A 15,863-nucleotide genomic window follows, 5' to 3' on the forward strand; every position below is an offset into this window, starting at 1 on the left:
GCCGTCCGTCCCGCCGAAACACCGCGATCGGCGGGGACGTCGCCCTGGCGCGGGCCGCGAGTCCCGCGCCAACGTCGAACATAAGTTCGACGCATTCACAGTAAAGCGCCCCGGCGGCGATTCGTCAACGTGTTCGAACGCGTGTCGTGCGCCGCAGGTCAGCGGACGTGCCGGGGGCTAGCGGGGGCGTCTGACGTGGACCGGGACGTTCGTGCCGAGGAGGTCCGGGAAGTACGCGGCGATGTGCATCGGCATCCGGACGCAGCCGTGCGACGCCGGGTACCTGGGCACGTCCAGGGCGCCGTGGAAGGCGATGCCGCCGTTGAAGTAGATCGGGTTGTAGAGGCGCCCGAGCGGCGAGGTCTCCCAGCCGGTGAAGCGGCGCCCCGTCCGGAAGTCGCCCGTGCCCGTCGTCGCGTAGCGGCACCGCGCGACCGTGGCGCCGCGGTCCTTGGCGCAGTAGTACTCCCCCGAGCCGGACGAGATGTGCGAGATGAGGCGCGGCCTGCCGTCCTTGTAGAGGACGAGGTACTGCCGCTTCAGGTCGACGTCGACGCGGTCCTTCTCGCGCTTCTTCGCCATCGGGCGCGGCTGCTCCGGCGCGTCCAGGGCCTCCCAGAAGGAGCCGCCCAGGGTGCTCTTCTGCTTGAGGCGATTGACCGCCTGGAACGCCCACACGGCCATCTGCGTGGACGGCCCGTACTTCCCGTCCGCCTTGCCCGGGTCGTAGCCGAGTCCCTTGAGGCGCCGCTGGAGCGCCTCGACGTCGGCCCCCTTCGCGCCCGGCTTCAGCGTGCGATGCGTCGGTGTCGGCGCGGGCGTCGCGGCCGGCGGCGCCGGTGCCGTCGCGGCCGGTGAGCCCTCCTGCGCGCGGGGCGCCGCCCGCTCTGTCCCAGTGCATCCCGCCAGGGCGACGGCCGCGATCAGAAGCACCGCGCTTCTCCGCACGTCGATCGGTATCCCGCGCATGAAGGAAGCTTAAAGTGCTTCCCATGCATCCGAATGCCGAAATCGTCGCGAAAGCCCTGCGCGACCAGGGCGCGACCGGGGCCATCATCGAGCTTCCCGACTCCGCGCGGACGGCCCAGGCGGCGGCCGAGCAGCTGGGCTGCGAGGTGGGCGCGATCGCCAACAGCCTGCTGTTCGACGCCGACGGGGCTCCGTTGCTGGTCATGACGAGCGGCGCGCACCGCGTGGACACGGCGAAGGTGGCGGCGCTGGTGGGCGCGGCGAAGGTGCGGCGCGCGACACCGGAGTTCGTCCGGGCGGCGACCGGGCAGCCGATCGGGGGCGTGGCGCCCCTCGGCCACCCGGCGCCGGTCCGTACGCTCGTGGACGTCTGGCTGGACGGGTACGGCGAGGTCTGGGCGGCCGGCGGGCACCCGCACACCGTCTTCCCCACGTCGTACGAGGAACTGCTGAGGATCACCGGGGGAACCCCCGCGGAGGTGGAGTAGATGGAGATCTGGCACAACCCGCGCTGCTCGAAGAGCCGGGCCGCGAAGGCCGCGCTGGACGAGGCGGGCGTCGAGTACACCGAGCGCCGCTACCTGGACGAGCCGCCCACGGCGCAGGAGCTGGACGAGGTGCTCGAGCGCGTCGGCGCCGAGCCGTGGGACGTGGCGCGGCTGAACGAGCCGGTCGCCAAGGAGCTCGGCCTCAAGGACATGGAGCACGACCGGGCCCGGTGGATCGAGGTCATGGTGGCGAACCCCGTGCTGATCCAGCGGCCGATCGTGCTGACCGGCGACGCCGCCGTGGTGGCGCGGGACGAGGAATCGGTGCGCAAGGCCCTCGACAGCCGGTGACACGGATGTGATTCTGGGGAGTCAGGGCATGACGATCGGTGACCTCCGGAGGGGCGATGACCGCGCAGATGCGCACGGGCCCGGCGGCGCGCGACCCCGAGTTCCGGGGGATCGACCCGCCCGCGCTCAACCAGGTCATCAGGCAGCTGCAGGACGCGCAGACCGCGATCCAGGGGTGGCTGAACGCGCACCGTCCCCCGCCGGGGGTGTCCGCCGCCGGGTACCGGCAGGCCGACCAGGTGGCGCAGTGGGCCGCCGACCAGCTCGGGATGCTGTCGCGCCGGCACAGCTACGCGGTCACCCATCCGTCCCCCGGCGGCGGGGTGGACGCCCCGCCGCCGCCCGCCCCCGCGCCGCGGCCGGGCGGGACGGCCCCGGCCCCCGTGGGCACGCCCCGGCCCGTCAAGCCGCCGTCCGCTAAGGCGGCGCCTCCCCGGTTCGAGCCGGCGCCCACGCCGAGAGGGGCGGGCGACATCGGCAACTTCCCCACCCGGCAGGCCGCCGCCAAGGCCGCCAGGACGGACGCCCTGACCGTGGTGGCGGCCGTCCAGGACGGTAGGCCGGTCCCCGGCTCGGTCTGGAAGCACCTCGAGGCCAACGCCGATGACCCCGACTACACCGAGAAGCTCTACGAAAGGCTCGGCCCGGCGGCCACCGCCGATCTGCTGAAGGCCGCCGGCGGGGACGAGGCGAGGCTGGCGGCCGTCCAGGAGTCGCTCGGCGTGTCCAGCCACCACCTGGCGATGGACGTGAAGTGGCTGCGCGCCTTCCTCGCCGAGGCCGACCGCGCGGGGGTCCGCCCCGCCGCCGTCCAGGTGCTCACGGCGGCGGCCCTGAGCGAGCGGACGCGCGCGGCCGTCGCCGAGCTCGATCCGCACGGACCCGAAGCGACCGACGTCGCCTGAGAGCCTGAGAGGTCGCCATGGCCGCTCCCCCGCCTCCCGGGAGCCTGCCTCCGCCGCTCACCGGCGCCGCCGCCGCGAAGCTGCCGCCGTCCGAGCAGCCCAATCCGGAGTACCAGCGGCTCTACCGGGCGTACGCGGACGCCTACGGCGGCATCGACCGGCTCCGGCAGGCGCTCGACGCGCCGGTGCGGACCCTGCGCGGGACGGACGCGTGGCTCGGCCCGGAGGCGCGCGCGTGGGGCGGGCGCCTCGACGCCAACCGCGCGGCCCTGCGCAAGGCGGCCGACCGCATCCTCTGGGACGTCTACGATCGGCTCTCGGCGACCCAGCGGACCGTCCCCCGGGTCTAGTCTCTGTCGAGTGAGGGACCCGAAGCTGCGCGAGATCGACCAACGCGCCTTCCTACGCAGGCTCAACCCCATGCTGGACGTGTACGCGGCGGCGATGGAGCCGCCGAACGAGCAACTCCCCGGCCGGCACACCATCATGGAGCGGCACGCCTCGTACCCGGGGTTCCGCGCGTTCGTGGTCGAGCGGCGGGGGGCGCTGCCCGTCCTGGCGGGCCCCGTCCTGGGGTTCGCCTACGGGTTCCGGGGGACGCGCGGCCAGTGGTGGCACGACGTCGTCCACCAGGCGCTGTCGGACCTGGAGGGCCCCGAGCACGCGGAGGCGTGGCTGGACGATGCGTTCGAGGTCGCCGAACTGCACGTCCACCCGCGGGCGCAGGGCGGGGGCCTCGGCCGGAGCCTGCTCAACGCGCTGTGCGAGGGCAGGCCGGAGCGGACGGTCGTGCTGTCGACGCTCGACCGGCGGCCGGACACCCCGGCCCGCAACCTCTACCGCTCGGTCGGCATGGTGGACCTGCTGAGCGACTTCGAGTTCCCGGGCGGCGGGCCGCGCTACGCCGTCATGGGCGGGACGCTGCCCCTCGCGCCGTACTCGGCGGCGCCGAGGAGCGAGTAGACCTCGCGCGTCGCCGTCGACTTGTTGAACGTGATGAAGTGGATGCCGGGCGCGTCCTGGTCGAGCAGCTCGCGGCACAGCTCGGCGGCGTGCTCGACGCCGAGCCTGCGCACCGCCTCCGGATCGCCGGCGACGGCCTCGAACCGGGCCCTGACCTCGGGCGGGAACGGGGCGCCCGACAGCTGCTCGGACCGCTCGATCGTGCTCAGCTGGGTCACCGGCATGATGCCCGGCAGGATCGGCACGTCGCAGCCGGCGGCGGCGACGCGGTCGCGGAGCCGGAAGTAGTCCTCGGCGCGGAAGAACATCTGGGTGATCGCGTAGTCGGCGCCGGCCCGGCACTTCTCGACGAAGTACCGGACGTCGCTGTCGATGTCGGGCGAGCGCGGGTGCTTGTAGGGGAAGGCGGCCACGCCGACGCTGAAGTCGCCGTAGGAGCGGATCATCCGGACGAGCTCGGCGGCGTACGCGACGCCGTCCGGGTGCTTGACCCACTCCCCCATCGGGTCGCCGGGCGGGTCGCCGCGCAGCGCGAGGACGTTGCGGACGCCGGCCGCGGCGAACCGGCCGATCAGGTTGCGCAGCTCGGCCTGCGAGTGGTTCACGGCGGTGAAGTGCGCGACGGGGGTGAGCGTGGTGTCGGTCGCGATGCGCTCGACGATGTCGACCGTCGTGTCGCGGGTGCCGCCGCCGGCGCCGTAGGTCACCGACACGAACGTCGGGTGCAGGGACTCCAGCTCGCGGATCGTGCGCCACAGGTTCCGGGCGCCCTTGTCGGTCTTGGGCGGGAAGAACTCGAACGAGAAGGACCTCCCGCCCGAGGCCAGCAGCTCTCGGACGGTGGGGGCCCGGTCGGGGCGTGCACGTCGCATTCCCCAAGCCTACAGAAGGGCCCCGGGCGGCCCCGGCAGGTCTCCGGAACCGCCGTTATGCGTGATGCTCACCACACCTCACGGGCGTTATGCCCCTATTTCCGAAGATCCAGTGACTTCTCACGTTCTGGGGGCAAGGTTGAATCGCCCCACGTGGATACGATCTCGGCATGTCGACCAGCCGTATCCGCAAGGAGGTCGACGAGGCCCTCCTCGGCTTCGTCGACCGGCAGCGCCCCGCGCTGCTGACCATCAGCGACGACCTCGCGCCGCTGCTGTCCGCCCTCGACGCCCTGCTCGGCGGCGGCAAGCGGCTGCGGCCCGCGTTCTGCTACTGGGGGTGGCGCGCCGCGGGCGGCGAGGACGGCCCCGGCATCGTGGCCGCCGCCGCGTCCCTGGAGCTGCTCCAGGCGAGCGCGCTCGTCCACGACGACGTGATGGACTCCAGCGACACCCGCCGGGGCCAGCCGTCCGCCCACCGCCGGTTCGAGGCGCTGCATCGCGCGCAGGGCTGGCCGGGGGACGCGCAGGCGTTCGGCGGCGGCTCCGCGATCCTGCTGGGCGACCTGTGCCTGGCCTGGTCGAGCGAGATGTTCGAGACGTGCGGGCTGGAGCCCGAGCGCCGCCGCCGCGGCCGGGCCGTCTACGACCTGATGCGCACCGAGGTCATGTGCGGGCAGTACCTCGACATGCTGGAGGGCACCCGCGGCCTGGCGACCGTCGCGACGGCGCTGCGCGTGGTCGAGTACAAGAGCGCCAAGTACACGATCGAGCGCCCGCTGCACCTCGGCGCCGCGCTGGCAGGCGCCCGCCCGGACGTGACCGCCGCGCTCACCGGCTACGGCCTGCCGCTCGGCATCGCCTTCCAGCTCCGCGACGACGTGCTCGGCGTGTTCGGCGACCCGGCCGCGACGGGCAAGCCCGCCGGCGACGACCTGCGCGAGGGCAAGCGGACCGTGCTCATCGCGCTGACCCTGGAACGCGCCACCGCCGCGCAGGCCGCCGCGGTGCAGCGCCGCCTCGGCGACCCCGCCCTGGACCGCCCCGGCGTGGACGAGCTGCGCACGATCATCGAGGAGACCGGCGGGCTGGCCGCCTGCGAGGCCATGATCGAGCGGTACCAGCGGGAGGCGGAGAAGATCCTCGCCTCGGCCCCGGTCACCGACGAGTCCCGGCAGGCCCTGGAGGAGCTGGCCGTCGCGGCGACCACACGGACCACGTAAGTGATTAATGACACGATTCGGCCAAATTTCCCCGGTGGACTAGAACTTTCCCACTGATTGGTGGCAGAAATGTCGCCATGTGCGCCGACACCCCGGGGAATCGCGTCCCGCGCTTCGATCCGCTGCCCGAGGACGCGTGGGACGACGTCCTCAAGGCCGTGGCCGCCACGACCGGTCCGCTGAACATCTTCACCACGCTCGCCCGGCACCCGGACCTGTTCCACTCCTGGATCGGGTTCGGGTCGATGCTGCTCATGAAGGGCACGCTCGGCGCCCGCGACCGCGAGCTGGCGATCATGCGGACCGCGCACCACCGGTCCTGCGGCTACGAGTGGCACCACCACCGCGGGCTCGCGCTCGGCGCCGGGCTCACCGAGGACGAGATCGCGGCGCTCCGGCTCGACATCGACGCGCACGACTGGAGCGACGACGACCACATGGTCCTCACCGCGGCGGACGAGCTGCACGCGTCCGGAACCGTCACCGACGCGACCTGGACGGAGCTGGCCACCCGGTTCGGGGAGCGCGAGCTGATCGAGCTGGTCATCCTCATCGGCCACTACCACATGGTCGCGTTCGCGCTGAACGCCCTGCGCGTCCAGAACGAGGAAAGCGTCCAGAACGGGGAGGGGCACTGATGCGGGCGGGACGGTGGCTCCCGGCGGCGGGGGCGCTCACGGCGGTGCTGGCCCTGACGGCGGTCCCGGCGCCGCAGGACGCGCGGGCCGCGGCGGGCCGCTGCGGCGACCCGGTGCAGCGGCCCTGGTGCGACGCCTCGCTGACGCCCCACCAGCGGACGGCGCTGCTGCTGCCGCGGATGACCGACGACGAGAAGATCGCGCTGCTGGCGTCCGACGACCCGTTCGGCGGCCCGCTCGGCGGGTTCTTCGAGGACGCGCACGCCGACACCAACCGCGGGATCGAGCGGCTCGGCATCCCGCCCGTCTACATGGCCGACGGCCCGGCCGGCGTCCGGCAGGGCAAGGCGACCGCGCTGCCCGCGCCGATCGCGCTCGCCGCGGGCTTCGACCGGGACGCCGCGGGGCTGTACGGCGGGACGGTCGCGTGGGAGGCCAGGCACCGCGGCAACGACCTGGTCTTCGGCCCGACCGTGGACGTCCTGCGCACGCCCCGCAACGGCCGGACGTTCGAGGGCTTCGGCGAGGACCCCTACCTGTCGGCGACGCTCGGCGCCCCGTGGATCAGGGGCGCGCAGGCGCAGGGCGTGATGACGTCGGTCAAGCACATGGCCGTCTACACGCAGGAGCAGGACCGGCTGTCGCTCGCCATGAACGTCGACCCGCGCACGCTGCGGGAGATCTACCTGCCGCCGTTCGAGGCCGCGGTGAAGGAGGGCGGCGCGGCGACCGTCATGTGCGGGTTCGGGAAGCTGAACGGCCGGTGGGCGTGCCAGGACGACGGCGTCCTCAACAAGATCCTGCGGTCCGAGTGGGGCTTCACGGGGTTCGTGCCGTCCGACCACACCGCCGTGCAGGACACCGTGGGGGCCGCCAACGGCGGGCTCGACATGGAGCTGCCGATCAGCATGAAGTACAACGCGTTCATGCTGAAGATGGCCGTCGCCCAGAAGAAGGTTACGCAGGCGACCATCGACGGGCACGCCGGCAACATCCTGCGGACGATGTTCAAGTTCGGGGTGTTCGACCGGCAGGCGTACCCCAACGACCTGTCCCGCATCGACCGGACGGCGAGCGAGACCGCCGCGCGCCGGATCGAGGAGGCGGGGATCACGCTGCTGAAGAACGACGGCGCCCTTCCGCTGGCGGCGCCGAAGTCGATCGCGCTGATCGGGCGGGCCGCACAGGACGCGCCGAGCGGGTTCGGCTCGGCGAAGGTCGTGCCGTTCACGACGGTCAGCGCGCGGGACGGCATCGCGCGCCGCGCCGGATCCGGCACCGCGATCACCTACACCAACGGCGACGACCGCGGCGACGCCGCGAACGCGGCGCGCAACGCCGACGTCGCCATCGTGTTCGCCACCGACAGCCAGGGCGAGTTCTTCGACAAGTCGTGCCTGACGCTCCAGTGCGGCGAACCGCTCCGGGGCGACCAGGACGGGCTGATCTCCGAGGTCGCCAAGGCCAACCCCAACACGATCGTCGTGCTGAACACGGGCGGGCCCGTGCTGACGCCCTGGGCCGGCCAGGTGAAGGGCATCGTCGAGGCCTGGTATCCGGGCCAGGAGGCGGGGAACGCCCTCGCGCGCGTCCTGTACGGGGACGTCGACCCGGGTGGGCGGCTGCCGGTGACCTTCCCCGTGAACGAGAACGACGCCCCGGCGTCCGGGAACCCCGCCCAATACCCCGGTGTCGACAAGACCGTCACGTTCTCCGAGGGCGTCATGGTCGGCTACCGGCACTACGACGCGAAGGGCATCGCGCCGCGGTTCCCGTTCGGGCACGGCCTGTCCTACACGACGTTCTCCTACAGCGGGCTCAAGGCGAGCACCAAGGCGGTCCAGGTGACCGTCACCAACACGGGCGGCCGTACGGGGGTCGCCGTCCCGCAGCTCTACATCGGCATGCCCTCGCCGGGCGTGGACGTGCGGCAGCCCCCCAAGCAGCTCAAGGGCTACAGCAAGGTCACCCTCGCGCCTGGCGCGAGCACCACGGTGACGTTCCCGCTGTCCGCGCGGTCGTTCGCCTACTGGAACGAGGAGGCGAAGGCGTGGAAGGTCGCGGACGGCTGCTACACGGTCATGGTCGGCGCCTCGTCCCGAAAGATCACCCAGAAGGGGACACTGGGGACATGCCAGTAAAAACAAAGATCTCGGTTCCCCTGCCGTGCCCAGCCGTCACACGGTACAAATAAGGAAATCTTCGTCCGCCCCCGCCGAGTCGGAGTCATCCAGTGCCGCACGACACCTCCCGCGGGAGGACGAATCCGCATTCCCCGCGTCCCGCCGGCGCCCGTACCGGGCGCCCGGCGCATCCGGGGCACGGCGGCCGCGCCGGCAAGCCCCGGGCCGGGCAGGGACGCCCGGGCGGCGGGCCCCGCCCCGGGCACGGCCGCGACCGGCGGCGCGGCGCGCCGCTCGGCCCCGACGACCCGCGCGGCCTCGGCGGCTACACGCTGCTCGGCCGGCTCGGCGAGGGCGGCCAGGGCATCGTGTACCTCGGCCGGGACGGCGACGGCGATCTGGTCACGGTGAAGCTGCTGCGCGGCGGCGCGACGGCCGGGCACCGGGCGCGCAGCCGCTTCGTCAAGGAGGCGGACGCCGCCCTGCGGGTGTCGGGGCGGCACACCGCGCGGGTGCTGGACGCCGACATGACCGGCGACCGCCCCTACATCGTCAGCGAGTTCGTCGAGGGCCCGTCGCTGCAGGACGTCGTCGCCGACCGCGGGCCGCTGCCCGCCCCGCAACTGCGCAAGGTCGCGCTGCGGACCGCGGCGGCGCTCGCCGCGATCCACCGCGCCGGGATCGTGCACCGCGACTTCAAGCCCGGCAACGTGCTGCTCGGCCCGGACGGCGCCAAGGTCATCGACTTCGGCATCGCCCGCACCGCCGACGCGGCCCCGCTGACCACCGGCCCCGTCGGCACGCCCGCCTACATGGCGCCCGAGCAGATCGAGGACGAGCCGGTCGGGCCGCCCGCCGACGTCTTCGCCTGGGGCGCCGCGATCGTGTTCGCCGCGACCGGGCGCCCGCCGTTCGGCACCGGGCCGAGCGCGGCGGTGATGCGCCGCGTCACCTCCCGGCGGCCCGAACTCGGCGACCTGCAGGGCCCGCTGCGCGACCTCGCGGCCCGCTGCCTGGACAAGAACCCGGCCGCGCGGCCGACCGCGCCGCAGCTCGTCCGGGCGCTGCGAGGGGGCCAGGGCCCGGCGCCGCGGCCGCGCCCGACCCGGATACCGCGCTACCGCTGGCGGATGATGGTCGCGCTCGGCGCGGTCGTCGTCGCCGGGTTCGCGCTCGGCATGATGTTCTGACGGGCCGGTCCGGTCCTACCAGTGCGGCGGGCGGTCCTCCAGAAGGCGCGCGTCGTTGTCGTCGGTCGCGCGCCAGTCGCCCCAGCCCGTGTCGGTGTCGTCGGACGTCTGGTCGGGCAGGATCTCCAGGTCGTCGTCCAGGTCGACGGTGCGGTCGTCGTCGTCAGGTCCCACGCTCATGATCCCCATTGTCGGTGATCGCCCGAGCGGCCCGCGCCGCGGCCCCCCGCCGGGCCGGGCGGGTCAGCCCGCCAGCCGGCGCGCGAACTCGGCCGCCGCGGCGCCGGGATCGTCCGCCTCGGTGATGGCCCGCACCACCACGACCCGCGTCGCGCCCGCCGCGAGCACCTCGCCGAGGTTCCCGAGGTCGATGCCGCCGATCGCGAACCACGGCCGCGGGACCCGCTGCGCCGCCGTGTACTCCAGCAGCTTCGGGCCGGGCGCGGGCCGGCCCGGCTTGGTCGGCGTGGGCCAGACCGGACCCGCGCAGAAGTAGTCGACGCCGGGCTCGGCGGCCGCCGCCGACGCCTGCTCGTCGGAGTGCGTGGACCGGCCGACCAGCATGTCGCCGCCGACGATCTCGCGGGCGGCGGGCACCGGCAGGTCGTCCTGGCCGAGGTGCAGCACGTCCGCGCGGACGGCCTGCGCCACGTCGGCCCGGTCGTTGACCGCGAGCAGCGCCCCGTGCCGCTCGCAGGCCGCCCGGAAGATCTCCAGGTAGGTCATCTCGTCGCGGGCCTCCAGGCCCTTCTGCCGGAGCTGGACGATGTCGACGCCGTTCGCGAGGACGGCGTCCAGGAAGTCCGGCAGGTCCCGCCGCCGCTCCCGCGCGTCGGTGCAGAGGTAGAGGCGGGCCCGGCTGAGGCGGGCGCGCAGCGCGACGGCGCGTTCGGAGGGGAGATGCCTGGACACGGCGGAGGAACGTCCTTTCAGCGGCGGTCGGTCGTACGGGATCGCGGGGCCGCGCGGCGGGGGCGTCCCGCCGCACGGCCCCGCGATCGTGTCACGTGCGTTGTCTTCCGTTGATACCGGTCGGTTCTAGAAGGCGAGGGCCTGGGCTCGGCGGCGGACCTCGGTCCCCCGGTTCTCGGTGAGCGCGTCCACCGGCGTCCCCGGCAGGGTGTCGTCGGCGGTGAACAGCCAGCGGATGGTCTCCACGTCGTCGAACCCCGCGTCCGACAGGAGGGTCAGTGTGCCGGGCAGCCCCTTGATGACCTGGCCGTCCTTGATGAAGGCCGCGGGCACCATCGGCTCACCGCCCCGGCGCACCGCGAGGATGCGGTGCTCGTGGATGAACTGCTTGATCCGGTTGGACTTGATCCCGAGTCGGTCGGCGGTCTCGCGGAGGGTGAGCCACTCGCCGGCGAGGGCGTCGGTCCGGGGGTCGAGTGCGCTGTCAACGGTTGCGTGCATCTGCGTCACGCCCCCTTGCTACCACGCCTCCGGAACGCTCAAACCCCCTGGACAGCCGATCCGCCGCCGCGGCGATCGCCATCAGCGAACGGCCTGCCGGACGGGGACGTCCGGGTCGGCGATCGCCACGGGGTCCACCGGCGTCCCGGCGGCGATCACCCGCCTCGCCTGCACCAGGTCGCGGGGCCGGTCGACGGCGAGGATCGCGTCGAGCCGGTCGCCGGTGAGCCACACCACCGACCACTTGCGGCCGGACGGGTCGCCGCGGTGGACGAGCCGCTCGGCGGCGGCGTGGCTGCCCGCGTACTGGACCATGCGCCCGAACTGCTCGGACCAGAAGTACGGGGCGGCGTCGTAGGCGGCGTCCTGCCCGAGGAGCGCCGCGGCGGCGGTCTCGGGCGCGTTGAGGGCGGTGTCCCAGTGCTCGACGAGGAGCCGCCGCCCGTAGCGCGCCGACCACCAGGCGGCGCAGTCGCCGACCGCAACGATGTCCGGGCGGAGGGCGCCGGGCTCCTCCTCGCCCTGGTAGGCGCGGAACGAGCCGTCGGTGACCACGCCGCGCTGCACCAGCAGGCCGGAGCCGTCCAGCCAGGACACCTCCGGGCGGACGCCGATGCCGACCACGACCTCGTCGGCCTCGATCCGGCCGCCGCCGGCGAGGGCCAGGCCGCCCTCCTCGACCGCCGCGACCTTCACGCCGGTGCGCAGCTCGACGCCCGCCTCGGCGTACCAGGGGGCGGTCAGCGCGCCCACCTCCGGCCCGATCGCGTGGGCGATCGGGGTGTCGGCCGCCTCCACGACGGTGACCCGGCAGCCCTTCTTCGCGGCGGTGGTCGCGACCTCCGCGCCGATCCAGCCGGCCCCGACGATCACGATCCGGGCGCCCTCGGTGAGCCGGGACCGCAGGTCGCGGGAGTCGTCGACGGTCCGCAGGACGTGCTGGCGGCCGTCCCCCGGCAGCGTGACCGGGGCCGCGCCGGTCGCGATGACCAGCCCGTCGAACGGCAGGCCGCCCGCCGTGGACGCGAGCACGCCGCCGCGTCCCGGCGCGTGCAGGTCCAGGCCGGTGGCGCGCTCGCCGAGCAGCAGGTCGCAGCGCAGCGCGTCCCAGTCCGCGTCGACGGTCGTGTCGTCGGACTCGCCCGCGAGGACGGCCTTCGACAGCGGCGGCCGGTCGTAGGGCCGGTGCCGCTCCGCCGACACGAGCGTCAGCGCGCCCCCGTACCCCTTGCCCCGCAGGGCCTCCACGGCGCGCACGCCGGCCAGCCCGCCACCCACGACGATCACGCTCTCCATGAAGGCCAGCCTAATGCGCCGCGATTTTCGGGTGGACACCTGTCCAGATGATGGACGGCTCCGCCGAGGTCGTAGGGTGGGAACCGGGTAAAAACGTTACAGAGCGCGGGAGTCCGGTGCGACCGGGCTGAGAGGGCGGCTGACCGGGCCGCCGACCGCCGGACCTGATCCGGATCATGCCGGCGAAGGGAGCGCGCATGCAGATCGCGATCGTGGGAGCGGGCGTCATCGGCCTCGCGACCGCCTGGCGCACCGCGGCGGGGGGCGCCGCGGTCACGGTGATCGACCCGTCCCCCGCGAGCGGCGCCTCGTCGGTGGCGGCGGGCATGCTCACCCCGGTCAGCGAGCTGACCTACGGCGAGGAGCCGCTGCTGCGGCTCGGCCTCGCCTCCCGCGACCGGTACGGCGCGTTCGTCGCCGAACTGGAGGAGCTGACCGGCCTCGGGACCGGGTACCGCACCGACGGGCTGCTCCAGGTCGCGTTCGACTCCGACGACCTGACCTACCTCGACGACCTGCGCCGCTTCCAGGAGAGCCTCGGCATCCCCGTCCAGGCGCTGACCGGCCGGGAGAGCCGCCGGGCGGAGCCGATGCTCGCGCCGGGCGTGCGCGGCGGGCTGCTCGCCCCGCGCGACGGCTCGATCGACCCGCGCCGGCTCACCGCGGCACTGCTCGCGGCGGCCGAGCGGCTCGGCGTGCGGCTGGTCCGGCGGCGGGCCGTGCGTCTGCTGACCGAGGGCGGCGCGGCGGCCGGAGTCGCCCTGGACGACGGGACGGAGATCCGCGCCGACCGGGTGCTCATCGCCGCCGGGCCCTGGTCGGGCGATCTGGAGGGGCTGCCGCCGGGAGCCGTCCCGCCCGTCCGCCCGGTGAAGGGCCAGGTGATGCGGCTCCGCACCCGGACGCCCTTCCTCACCCGGACCACGCGCGGCCTGGTCCGCGGCTCGTCGGTCTACCTGGTGCCGCGCGCGGACGGCGAGATCGTCCTCGGCGCCACCCAGGAGGAGCTGGGCTTCGACCGGCGGGTCACCGCCGGCGGGCTGTGGGAGCTGCTGCGGGACGCCCGCGAGCTGCTGCCCGGCATCACCGAGCTGGAGTTCGCCGAGGTCGCCGCCGGGCTGCGGCCCGGCTCCCCGGACAACGCGCCGGTCATGGGCCCGGCCGGGCCGCCCGGCCTGTTCGTCGGCACCGGGCACTTCCGCAACGGCGTCCTGCTGACCCCGGTGAGCGCCGACATCCTGTCCGCGATGCTGCTGGACGCCCCCGTCCCCGAGGTCGCCGGGCCGTTCTCCCCGGCCCGTTTCTCCGAGGTGCGAGCATGAAGGTGATCGTCAACGGCGAGCCGCGCGAGCTGCCGGAGGGCACGAGCGTCGCCGCGGTCGTCGCGTCGGTGAGCGCCGCCGGGACCGGCGTGGCGGCCGCGCTGAACGACGAGGTCGTCCGCCGTTCCGCGTGGGAGACGACGGTGCTGCGCGAGGACGACCGCATCGAAGTGCTCACCGCCGTGCAAGGAGGCTGACATGTCGGATCCGCTGGTCATCGCCGGGGAGGAGCTGGGCTCCCGGCTGATCATGGGGACGGGCGGCGCGCCCAGCATGCACGTGCTGCGGGAGGCGCTGACGGCGTCCGGGACGGCGCTGACCACGGTCGCGATGCGGCGGGTGGACCCGTCCGCGCGCGGCTCGGTGCTGGACGTGCTGAAGGAGTGCGGCATCCGGGTGCTGCCGAACACGGCGGGCTGCTTCACCGCCGGGGAGGCCGTCCTCACCGCCAAGCTGGCCCGCGAGGCGCTCGGCGTGAACTGGGTCAAGCTGGAGGTGATCGCGGACGAGCACACGCTGCTGCCCGACCCGATCGAGCTGGTCGAGGCCGCCGAGCAGCTCGTCGACGACGGCTTCGTCGTGCTGCCGTACACCAATGACGACCCGGTGCTGGCGCACCGCCTGGAGCAGATCGGGTGCGCCGCGGTGATGCCGCTCGGCTCCCCGATCGGGTCGGGTCTCGGCATCCGCAACCCGCACAACATCGAGCTGATCGTGGAGCGGGCGGGCGTGCCGGTGATCCTGGACGCCGGGCTCGGCACCGCGTCCGACGCGGCGCTCGCCATGGAGCTCGGCTGCGACGCCGTGCTGCTGGCGACCGCCGTCACCCGCGCGCGGCACCCGGAGCGGATGGCGGCGGCGATGCGGCACGCGGTCGAGGCCGGGCGCCTCGCCAGGCTGGCCGGACGCATTCCGAAGCGCCGCTACGCGCAGGCGTCGTCGCCGTTCGAGGGCCTCGCCACCTCGTAGAAGAGCTAAAGAATCGCCTGTAGGAATATTCGCTAGACCTGAAACCAGCACGTCAGCAGACTGGGGCCGGTCCATTTGGGCATGCCGCGACCCGGCATGTTCCTTCGGTGTTCGTGGAAATGTCCCATACCTAAGGTGCATGACATGCAGCAGGAGAGCACAGGTCGCATCGACCGGCGCGCGGTCGCCGCCGCCACGATCACGGTGGTGCTGTGGGCGTCCGCCTTCGTCTCGATCCGCAGCGCCGGAGCCGAGTACGGTCCCGGCGCCCTCGCCCTCGGCCGCCTCCTGTCCGGGACGGTCGTGCTGGGCGCCCTGTGGCTCGTCCGGCGCGAGGGGCTGCCGCCCAGGGCGGCCTGGCCGGGCATCGTCACGGCGGGCGTCCTGTGGTTCGGCGCCTACATGGTCGCGCTGAACTGGGGCGAGCAGCTCGTGGACGCGGGCACCGCGTCCCTCGTCGTCAACATCGGCCCGATCCTGATCGCGCTCCTCGGCGGCTGGCTGCTGAAGGAGGGCCTGGCGCCCCGGCTGATCGCCGGCATGGCCGTGTCGTTCGCCGGTGCCGCCGTCGTCGGGCTGTCGATGTCCGGGGAGGGCCGCGCGTCCGTCGGCGGGGTGCTGCTCTGCCTGGTCGCCGCCGTGACGTACGCGGCGGGCGTGGTCAGCCAGAAGCCCGCGCTGCGGCACGCCTCCGCGCTGCAGTTCACCACGTTCGCGTGCGCCGTCGGCGCGCTGTTCTGCCTGCCGTTCGCCGGGCAGCTGGTGTCCCAGGCCGCGGACGCCCCGGCCGGGGCCACCCTCAACATGGTCTACCTGGGCGTCTTCCCGACCGCGATCGCGTTCACCACCTGGGGTTACGCGCTGGCCCGCACGTCCGCCGGGAAGATGGGCGCCACGACCTACGCCGTGCCCGCCCTGGTCGTCGGGATGTCGTGGCTGTTCCTCGGGGAGATCCCCGGGCTGGTCACGCTCGCCGGCGGCCTGCTGTGCCTGGCCGGCGTGGCCGTGTCCCGCAGCACCCGTCGGCCCGGGCGGCGCGCCCCGGCCGCCCCAGCGGAACCGGGCGCCCCGGCCGCATCGGCCCCGGGGCTCATCGATGCTCATACTCACGACTGATGAGATCCGCTGCGATCCGCCCGTA

At 73.9% G+C, this 15,863-nt stretch carries 19 protein-coding genes and 1 riboswitch; of the genes, 13 read left to right on the forward strand and 6 right to left on the reverse strand.

From position 1 onward, the window contains the following. Nucleotides 1–177 precede the first annotated feature (177 nt). Nucleotides 178–969, reverse strand: a complete 792-nt coding sequence (locus ABZ806_RS10790; protein ID WP_500216676.1) for a L,D-transpeptidase family protein — start codon at nucleotides 967–969, stop codon at nucleotides 178–180. A gap of 23 nt (nucleotides 970–992) precedes the next feature. On the opposite strand from ABZ806_RS10790, the gene ABZ806_RS10795 reads away from it, so the two are divergent. Genes ABZ806_RS10795 through ABZ806_RS10815 form a run of 5 tightly spaced genes read left to right on the forward strand, consistent with a single transcriptional unit; the run spans nucleotide 993 to nucleotide 3,676 of the window. Beyond that, the gene (locus ABZ806_RS10795; protein ID WP_500216677.1) at nucleotides 993–1,457 is read left to right on the forward strand and encodes a YbaK/EbsC family protein; all 465 of its coding nucleotides are present in this window, start codon (nucleotides 993–995) and stop codon (nucleotides 1,455–1,457) included. Then, complete coding sequence (locus tag ABZ806_RS10800) at nucleotides 1,458–1,808, forward strand: arsenate reductase family protein (RefSeq protein ID WP_500216678.1); 351 nt, start codon at nucleotides 1,458–1,460, stop codon at nucleotides 1,806–1,808. It begins immediately after the preceding gene. A gap of 56 nt (nucleotides 1,809–1,864) precedes the next feature. Further along, nucleotides 1,865–2,713 (forward strand): hypothetical protein, encoded by an 849-nt coding sequence (locus ABZ806_RS10805; protein WP_500216679.1) that lies wholly within the window; start codon nucleotides 1,865–1,867, stop codon nucleotides 2,711–2,713. A gap of 17 nt (nucleotides 2,714–2,730) precedes the next feature. Next, entirely contained in the window at nucleotides 2,731–3,063 is a 333-nt protein-coding gene (locus ABZ806_RS10810) for a hypothetical protein (protein ID WP_500216680.1), read from the forward strand. A 10-nt stretch (nucleotides 3,064–3,073) separates the two neighbouring features. Next, a complete protein-coding gene (locus ABZ806_RS10815; RefSeq protein ID WP_500216681.1) occupies nucleotides 3,074–3,676 on the forward strand; it encodes a GNAT family N-acetyltransferase in 603 nt (200 codons plus the stop codon). Here ABZ806_RS10815 and metF read toward each other — a convergent pair. After that, the gene (gene metF, locus ABZ806_RS10820; protein ID WP_500216682.1) at nucleotides 3,613–4,548 is read right to left on the reverse strand and encodes a methylenetetrahydrofolate reductase [NAD(P)H]; all 936 of its coding nucleotides are present in this window, start codon (nucleotides 4,546–4,548) and stop codon (nucleotides 3,613–3,615) included. The two genes, ABZ806_RS10815 and metF, sit on opposite strands and share 64 nt — an antisense overlap. A gap of 170 nt (nucleotides 4,549–4,718) precedes the next feature. Between metF and ABZ806_RS10825 the strand changes: the two genes are divergently transcribed. The 4 genes from ABZ806_RS10825 to ABZ806_RS10840 all read left to right on the forward strand — a co-directional run bounded on the left by ABZ806_RS10825 (nucleotide 4,719) and on the right by ABZ806_RS10840 (nucleotide 9,722). Further along, nucleotides 4,719–5,771, forward strand: a complete 1,053-nt coding sequence (locus ABZ806_RS10825; RefSeq protein WP_500216683.1) for a polyprenyl synthetase family protein — start codon at nucleotides 4,719–4,721, stop codon at nucleotides 5,769–5,771. 77 nt (nucleotides 5,772–5,848) lie between these two features. Further along, on the forward strand, nucleotides 5,849–6,409 hold the full coding sequence (locus ABZ806_RS10830; protein ID WP_500216684.1) for a carboxymuconolactone decarboxylase family protein: 561 nt from the start codon (nucleotides 5,849–5,851) through the stop codon (nucleotides 6,407–6,409). Continuing rightward, complete coding sequence (locus ABZ806_RS10835; RefSeq protein WP_500216685.1) at nucleotides 6,409–8,550, forward strand: beta-glucosidase family protein; 2,142 nt, start codon at nucleotides 6,409–6,411, stop codon at nucleotides 8,548–8,550. The genes ABZ806_RS10830 and ABZ806_RS10835 overlap by 1 nt, the downstream gene beginning before the upstream one ends. Before the next feature lie 92 nt (nucleotides 8,551–8,642). Next, nucleotides 8,643–9,722: a serine/threonine-protein kinase gene (locus ABZ806_RS10840; protein ID WP_500216686.1), complete on the forward strand. Its 1,080-nt coding sequence runs from the start codon at nucleotides 8,643–8,645 to the stop codon at nucleotides 9,720–9,722. Nucleotides 9,723–9,737: 15 nt separating this feature from the next. Here the strand turns inward: ABZ806_RS10840 and ABZ806_RS10845 are convergent, their stop codons facing one another. The 4 genes from ABZ806_RS10845 to ABZ806_RS10860 all read right to left on the reverse strand — a co-directional run bounded on the left by ABZ806_RS10845 (nucleotide 9,738) and on the right by ABZ806_RS10860 (nucleotide 12,431). Continuing rightward, complete coding sequence (locus ABZ806_RS10845) at nucleotides 9,738–9,902, reverse strand: hypothetical protein (protein ID WP_346046452.1); 165 nt, start codon at nucleotides 9,900–9,902, stop codon at nucleotides 9,738–9,740. A 63-nt stretch (nucleotides 9,903–9,965) separates the two neighbouring features. Further along, nucleotides 9,966–10,634 (reverse strand): thiamine phosphate synthase, encoded by a 669-nt coding sequence (thiE, locus tag ABZ806_RS10850; RefSeq protein WP_500216687.1) that lies wholly within the window; start codon nucleotides 10,632–10,634, stop codon nucleotides 9,966–9,968. A 126-nt stretch (nucleotides 10,635–10,760) separates the two neighbouring features. Then, nucleotides 10,761–11,135, reverse strand: coding sequence for an Rv2175c family DNA-binding protein (locus ABZ806_RS10855; protein WP_500216688.1), 375 nt, complete (start codon nucleotides 11,133–11,135; stop codon nucleotides 10,761–10,763). An 81-nt stretch (nucleotides 11,136–11,216) separates the two neighbouring features. Beyond that, nucleotides 11,217–12,431, reverse strand: coding sequence for an NAD(P)/FAD-dependent oxidoreductase (locus ABZ806_RS10860; protein WP_500216689.1), 1,215 nt, complete (start codon nucleotides 12,429–12,431; stop codon nucleotides 11,217–11,219). Nucleotides 12,432–12,526: 95 nt separating this feature from the next. Beyond that, nucleotides 12,527–12,639: riboswitch (TPP riboswitch) on the forward strand. On the opposite strand from ABZ806_RS10860, the gene thiO reads away from it, so the two are divergent. From thiO to ABZ806_RS10880, 4 genes are all read left to right on the forward strand, one after another. Continuing rightward, a complete protein-coding gene (thiO, locus tag ABZ806_RS10865) occupies nucleotides 12,629–13,753 on the forward strand; it encodes a glycine oxidase ThiO (protein ID WP_500216690.1) in 1,125 nt (374 codons plus the stop codon). Its footprint overlaps the riboswitch before it by 11 nt. Beyond that, the gene (gene thiS, locus ABZ806_RS10870) at nucleotides 13,750–13,950 is read left to right on the forward strand and encodes a sulfur carrier protein ThiS (protein ID WP_500216691.1); all 201 of its coding nucleotides are present in this window, start codon (nucleotides 13,750–13,752) and stop codon (nucleotides 13,948–13,950) included. The genes thiO and thiS overlap by 4 nt, the downstream gene beginning before the upstream one ends. Before the next feature lies 1 nt (nucleotide 13,951). Further along, the gene (locus tag ABZ806_RS10875) at nucleotides 13,952–14,722 is read left to right on the forward strand and encodes a thiazole synthase (RefSeq protein ID WP_500216692.1); all 771 of its coding nucleotides are present in this window, start codon (nucleotides 13,952–13,954) and stop codon (nucleotides 14,720–14,722) included. A 144-nt stretch (nucleotides 14,723–14,866) separates the two neighbouring features. Further along, entirely contained in the window at nucleotides 14,867–15,838 is a 972-nt protein-coding gene (locus ABZ806_RS10880; protein ID WP_500216693.1) for a DMT family transporter, read from the forward strand. Nucleotides 15,839–15,863: the final 25 nt, after the last annotated feature.

Origin of the sequence: Spirillospora sp. NPDC047418 (assembly GCF_040643275.1) — a bacterium.
Lineage (GTDB): Bacteria > Actinomycetota > Actinomycetes > Streptosporangiales > Streptosporangiaceae > Spirillospora.

Excerpts from the sequence above, each read along its gene's own strand:
- ABZ806_RS10790 (WP_500216676.1), bottom strand. The coding sequence starts at position 969 with ATGCGCGGGATACCGATCGACGTGCGGAGAAGCGCGGTGCTTCTGATC.
- ABZ806_RS10795 (WP_500216677.1), top strand. The coding sequence starts at position 993 with ATGCATCCGAATGCCGAAATCGTCGCGAAAGCCCTGCGCGACCAGGGC.
- ABZ806_RS10800 (WP_500216678.1), top strand. The coding sequence starts at position 1,458 with ATGGAGATCTGGCACAACCCGCGCTGCTCGAAGAGCCGGGCCGCGAAG.
- ABZ806_RS10805 (WP_500216679.1), top strand. The coding sequence starts at position 1,865 with ATGACCGCGCAGATGCGCACGGGCCCGGCGGCGCGCGACCCCGAGTTC.
- ABZ806_RS10810 (WP_500216680.1), top strand. The coding sequence starts at position 2,731 with ATGGCCGCTCCCCCGCCTCCCGGGAGCCTGCCTCCGCCGCTCACCGGC.
- metF (WP_500216682.1), bottom strand. The coding sequence starts at position 4,548 with ATGCGACGTGCACGCCCCGACCGGGCCCCCACCGTCCGAGAGCTGCTG.
- ABZ806_RS10825 (WP_500216683.1), top strand. The coding sequence starts at position 4,719 with ATGTCGACCAGCCGTATCCGCAAGGAGGTCGACGAGGCCCTCCTCGGC.
- ABZ806_RS10830 (WP_500216684.1), top strand. The coding sequence starts at position 5,849 with ATGTGCGCCGACACCCCGGGGAATCGCGTCCCGCGCTTCGATCCGCTG.
- ABZ806_RS10835 (WP_500216685.1), top strand. The coding sequence starts at position 6,409 with ATGCGGGCGGGACGGTGGCTCCCGGCGGCGGGGGCGCTCACGGCGGTG.
- ABZ806_RS10845 (WP_346046452.1), bottom strand. The coding sequence starts at position 9,902 with ATGAGCGTGGGACCTGACGACGACGACCGCACCGTCGACCTGGACGAC.
- ABZ806_RS10855 (WP_500216688.1), bottom strand. The coding sequence starts at position 11,135 with ATGCACGCAACCGTTGACAGCGCACTCGACCCCCGGACCGACGCCCTC.
- ABZ806_RS10860 (WP_500216689.1), bottom strand. The coding sequence starts at position 12,431 with ATGGAGAGCGTGATCGTCGTGGGTGGCGGGCTGGCCGGCGTGCGCGCC.
- thiO (WP_500216690.1), top strand. The coding sequence starts at position 12,629 with ATGCAGATCGCGATCGTGGGAGCGGGCGTCATCGGCCTCGCGACCGCC.
- thiS (WP_500216691.1), top strand. The coding sequence starts at position 13,750 with ATGAAGGTGATCGTCAACGGCGAGCCGCGCGAGCTGCCGGAGGGCACG.
- ABZ806_RS10875 (WP_500216692.1), top strand. The coding sequence starts at position 13,952 with ATGTCGGATCCGCTGGTCATCGCCGGGGAGGAGCTGGGCTCCCGGCTG.
- ABZ806_RS10880 (WP_500216693.1), top strand. The coding sequence starts at position 14,867 with ATGCAGCAGGAGAGCACAGGTCGCATCGACCGGCGCGCGGTCGCCGCC.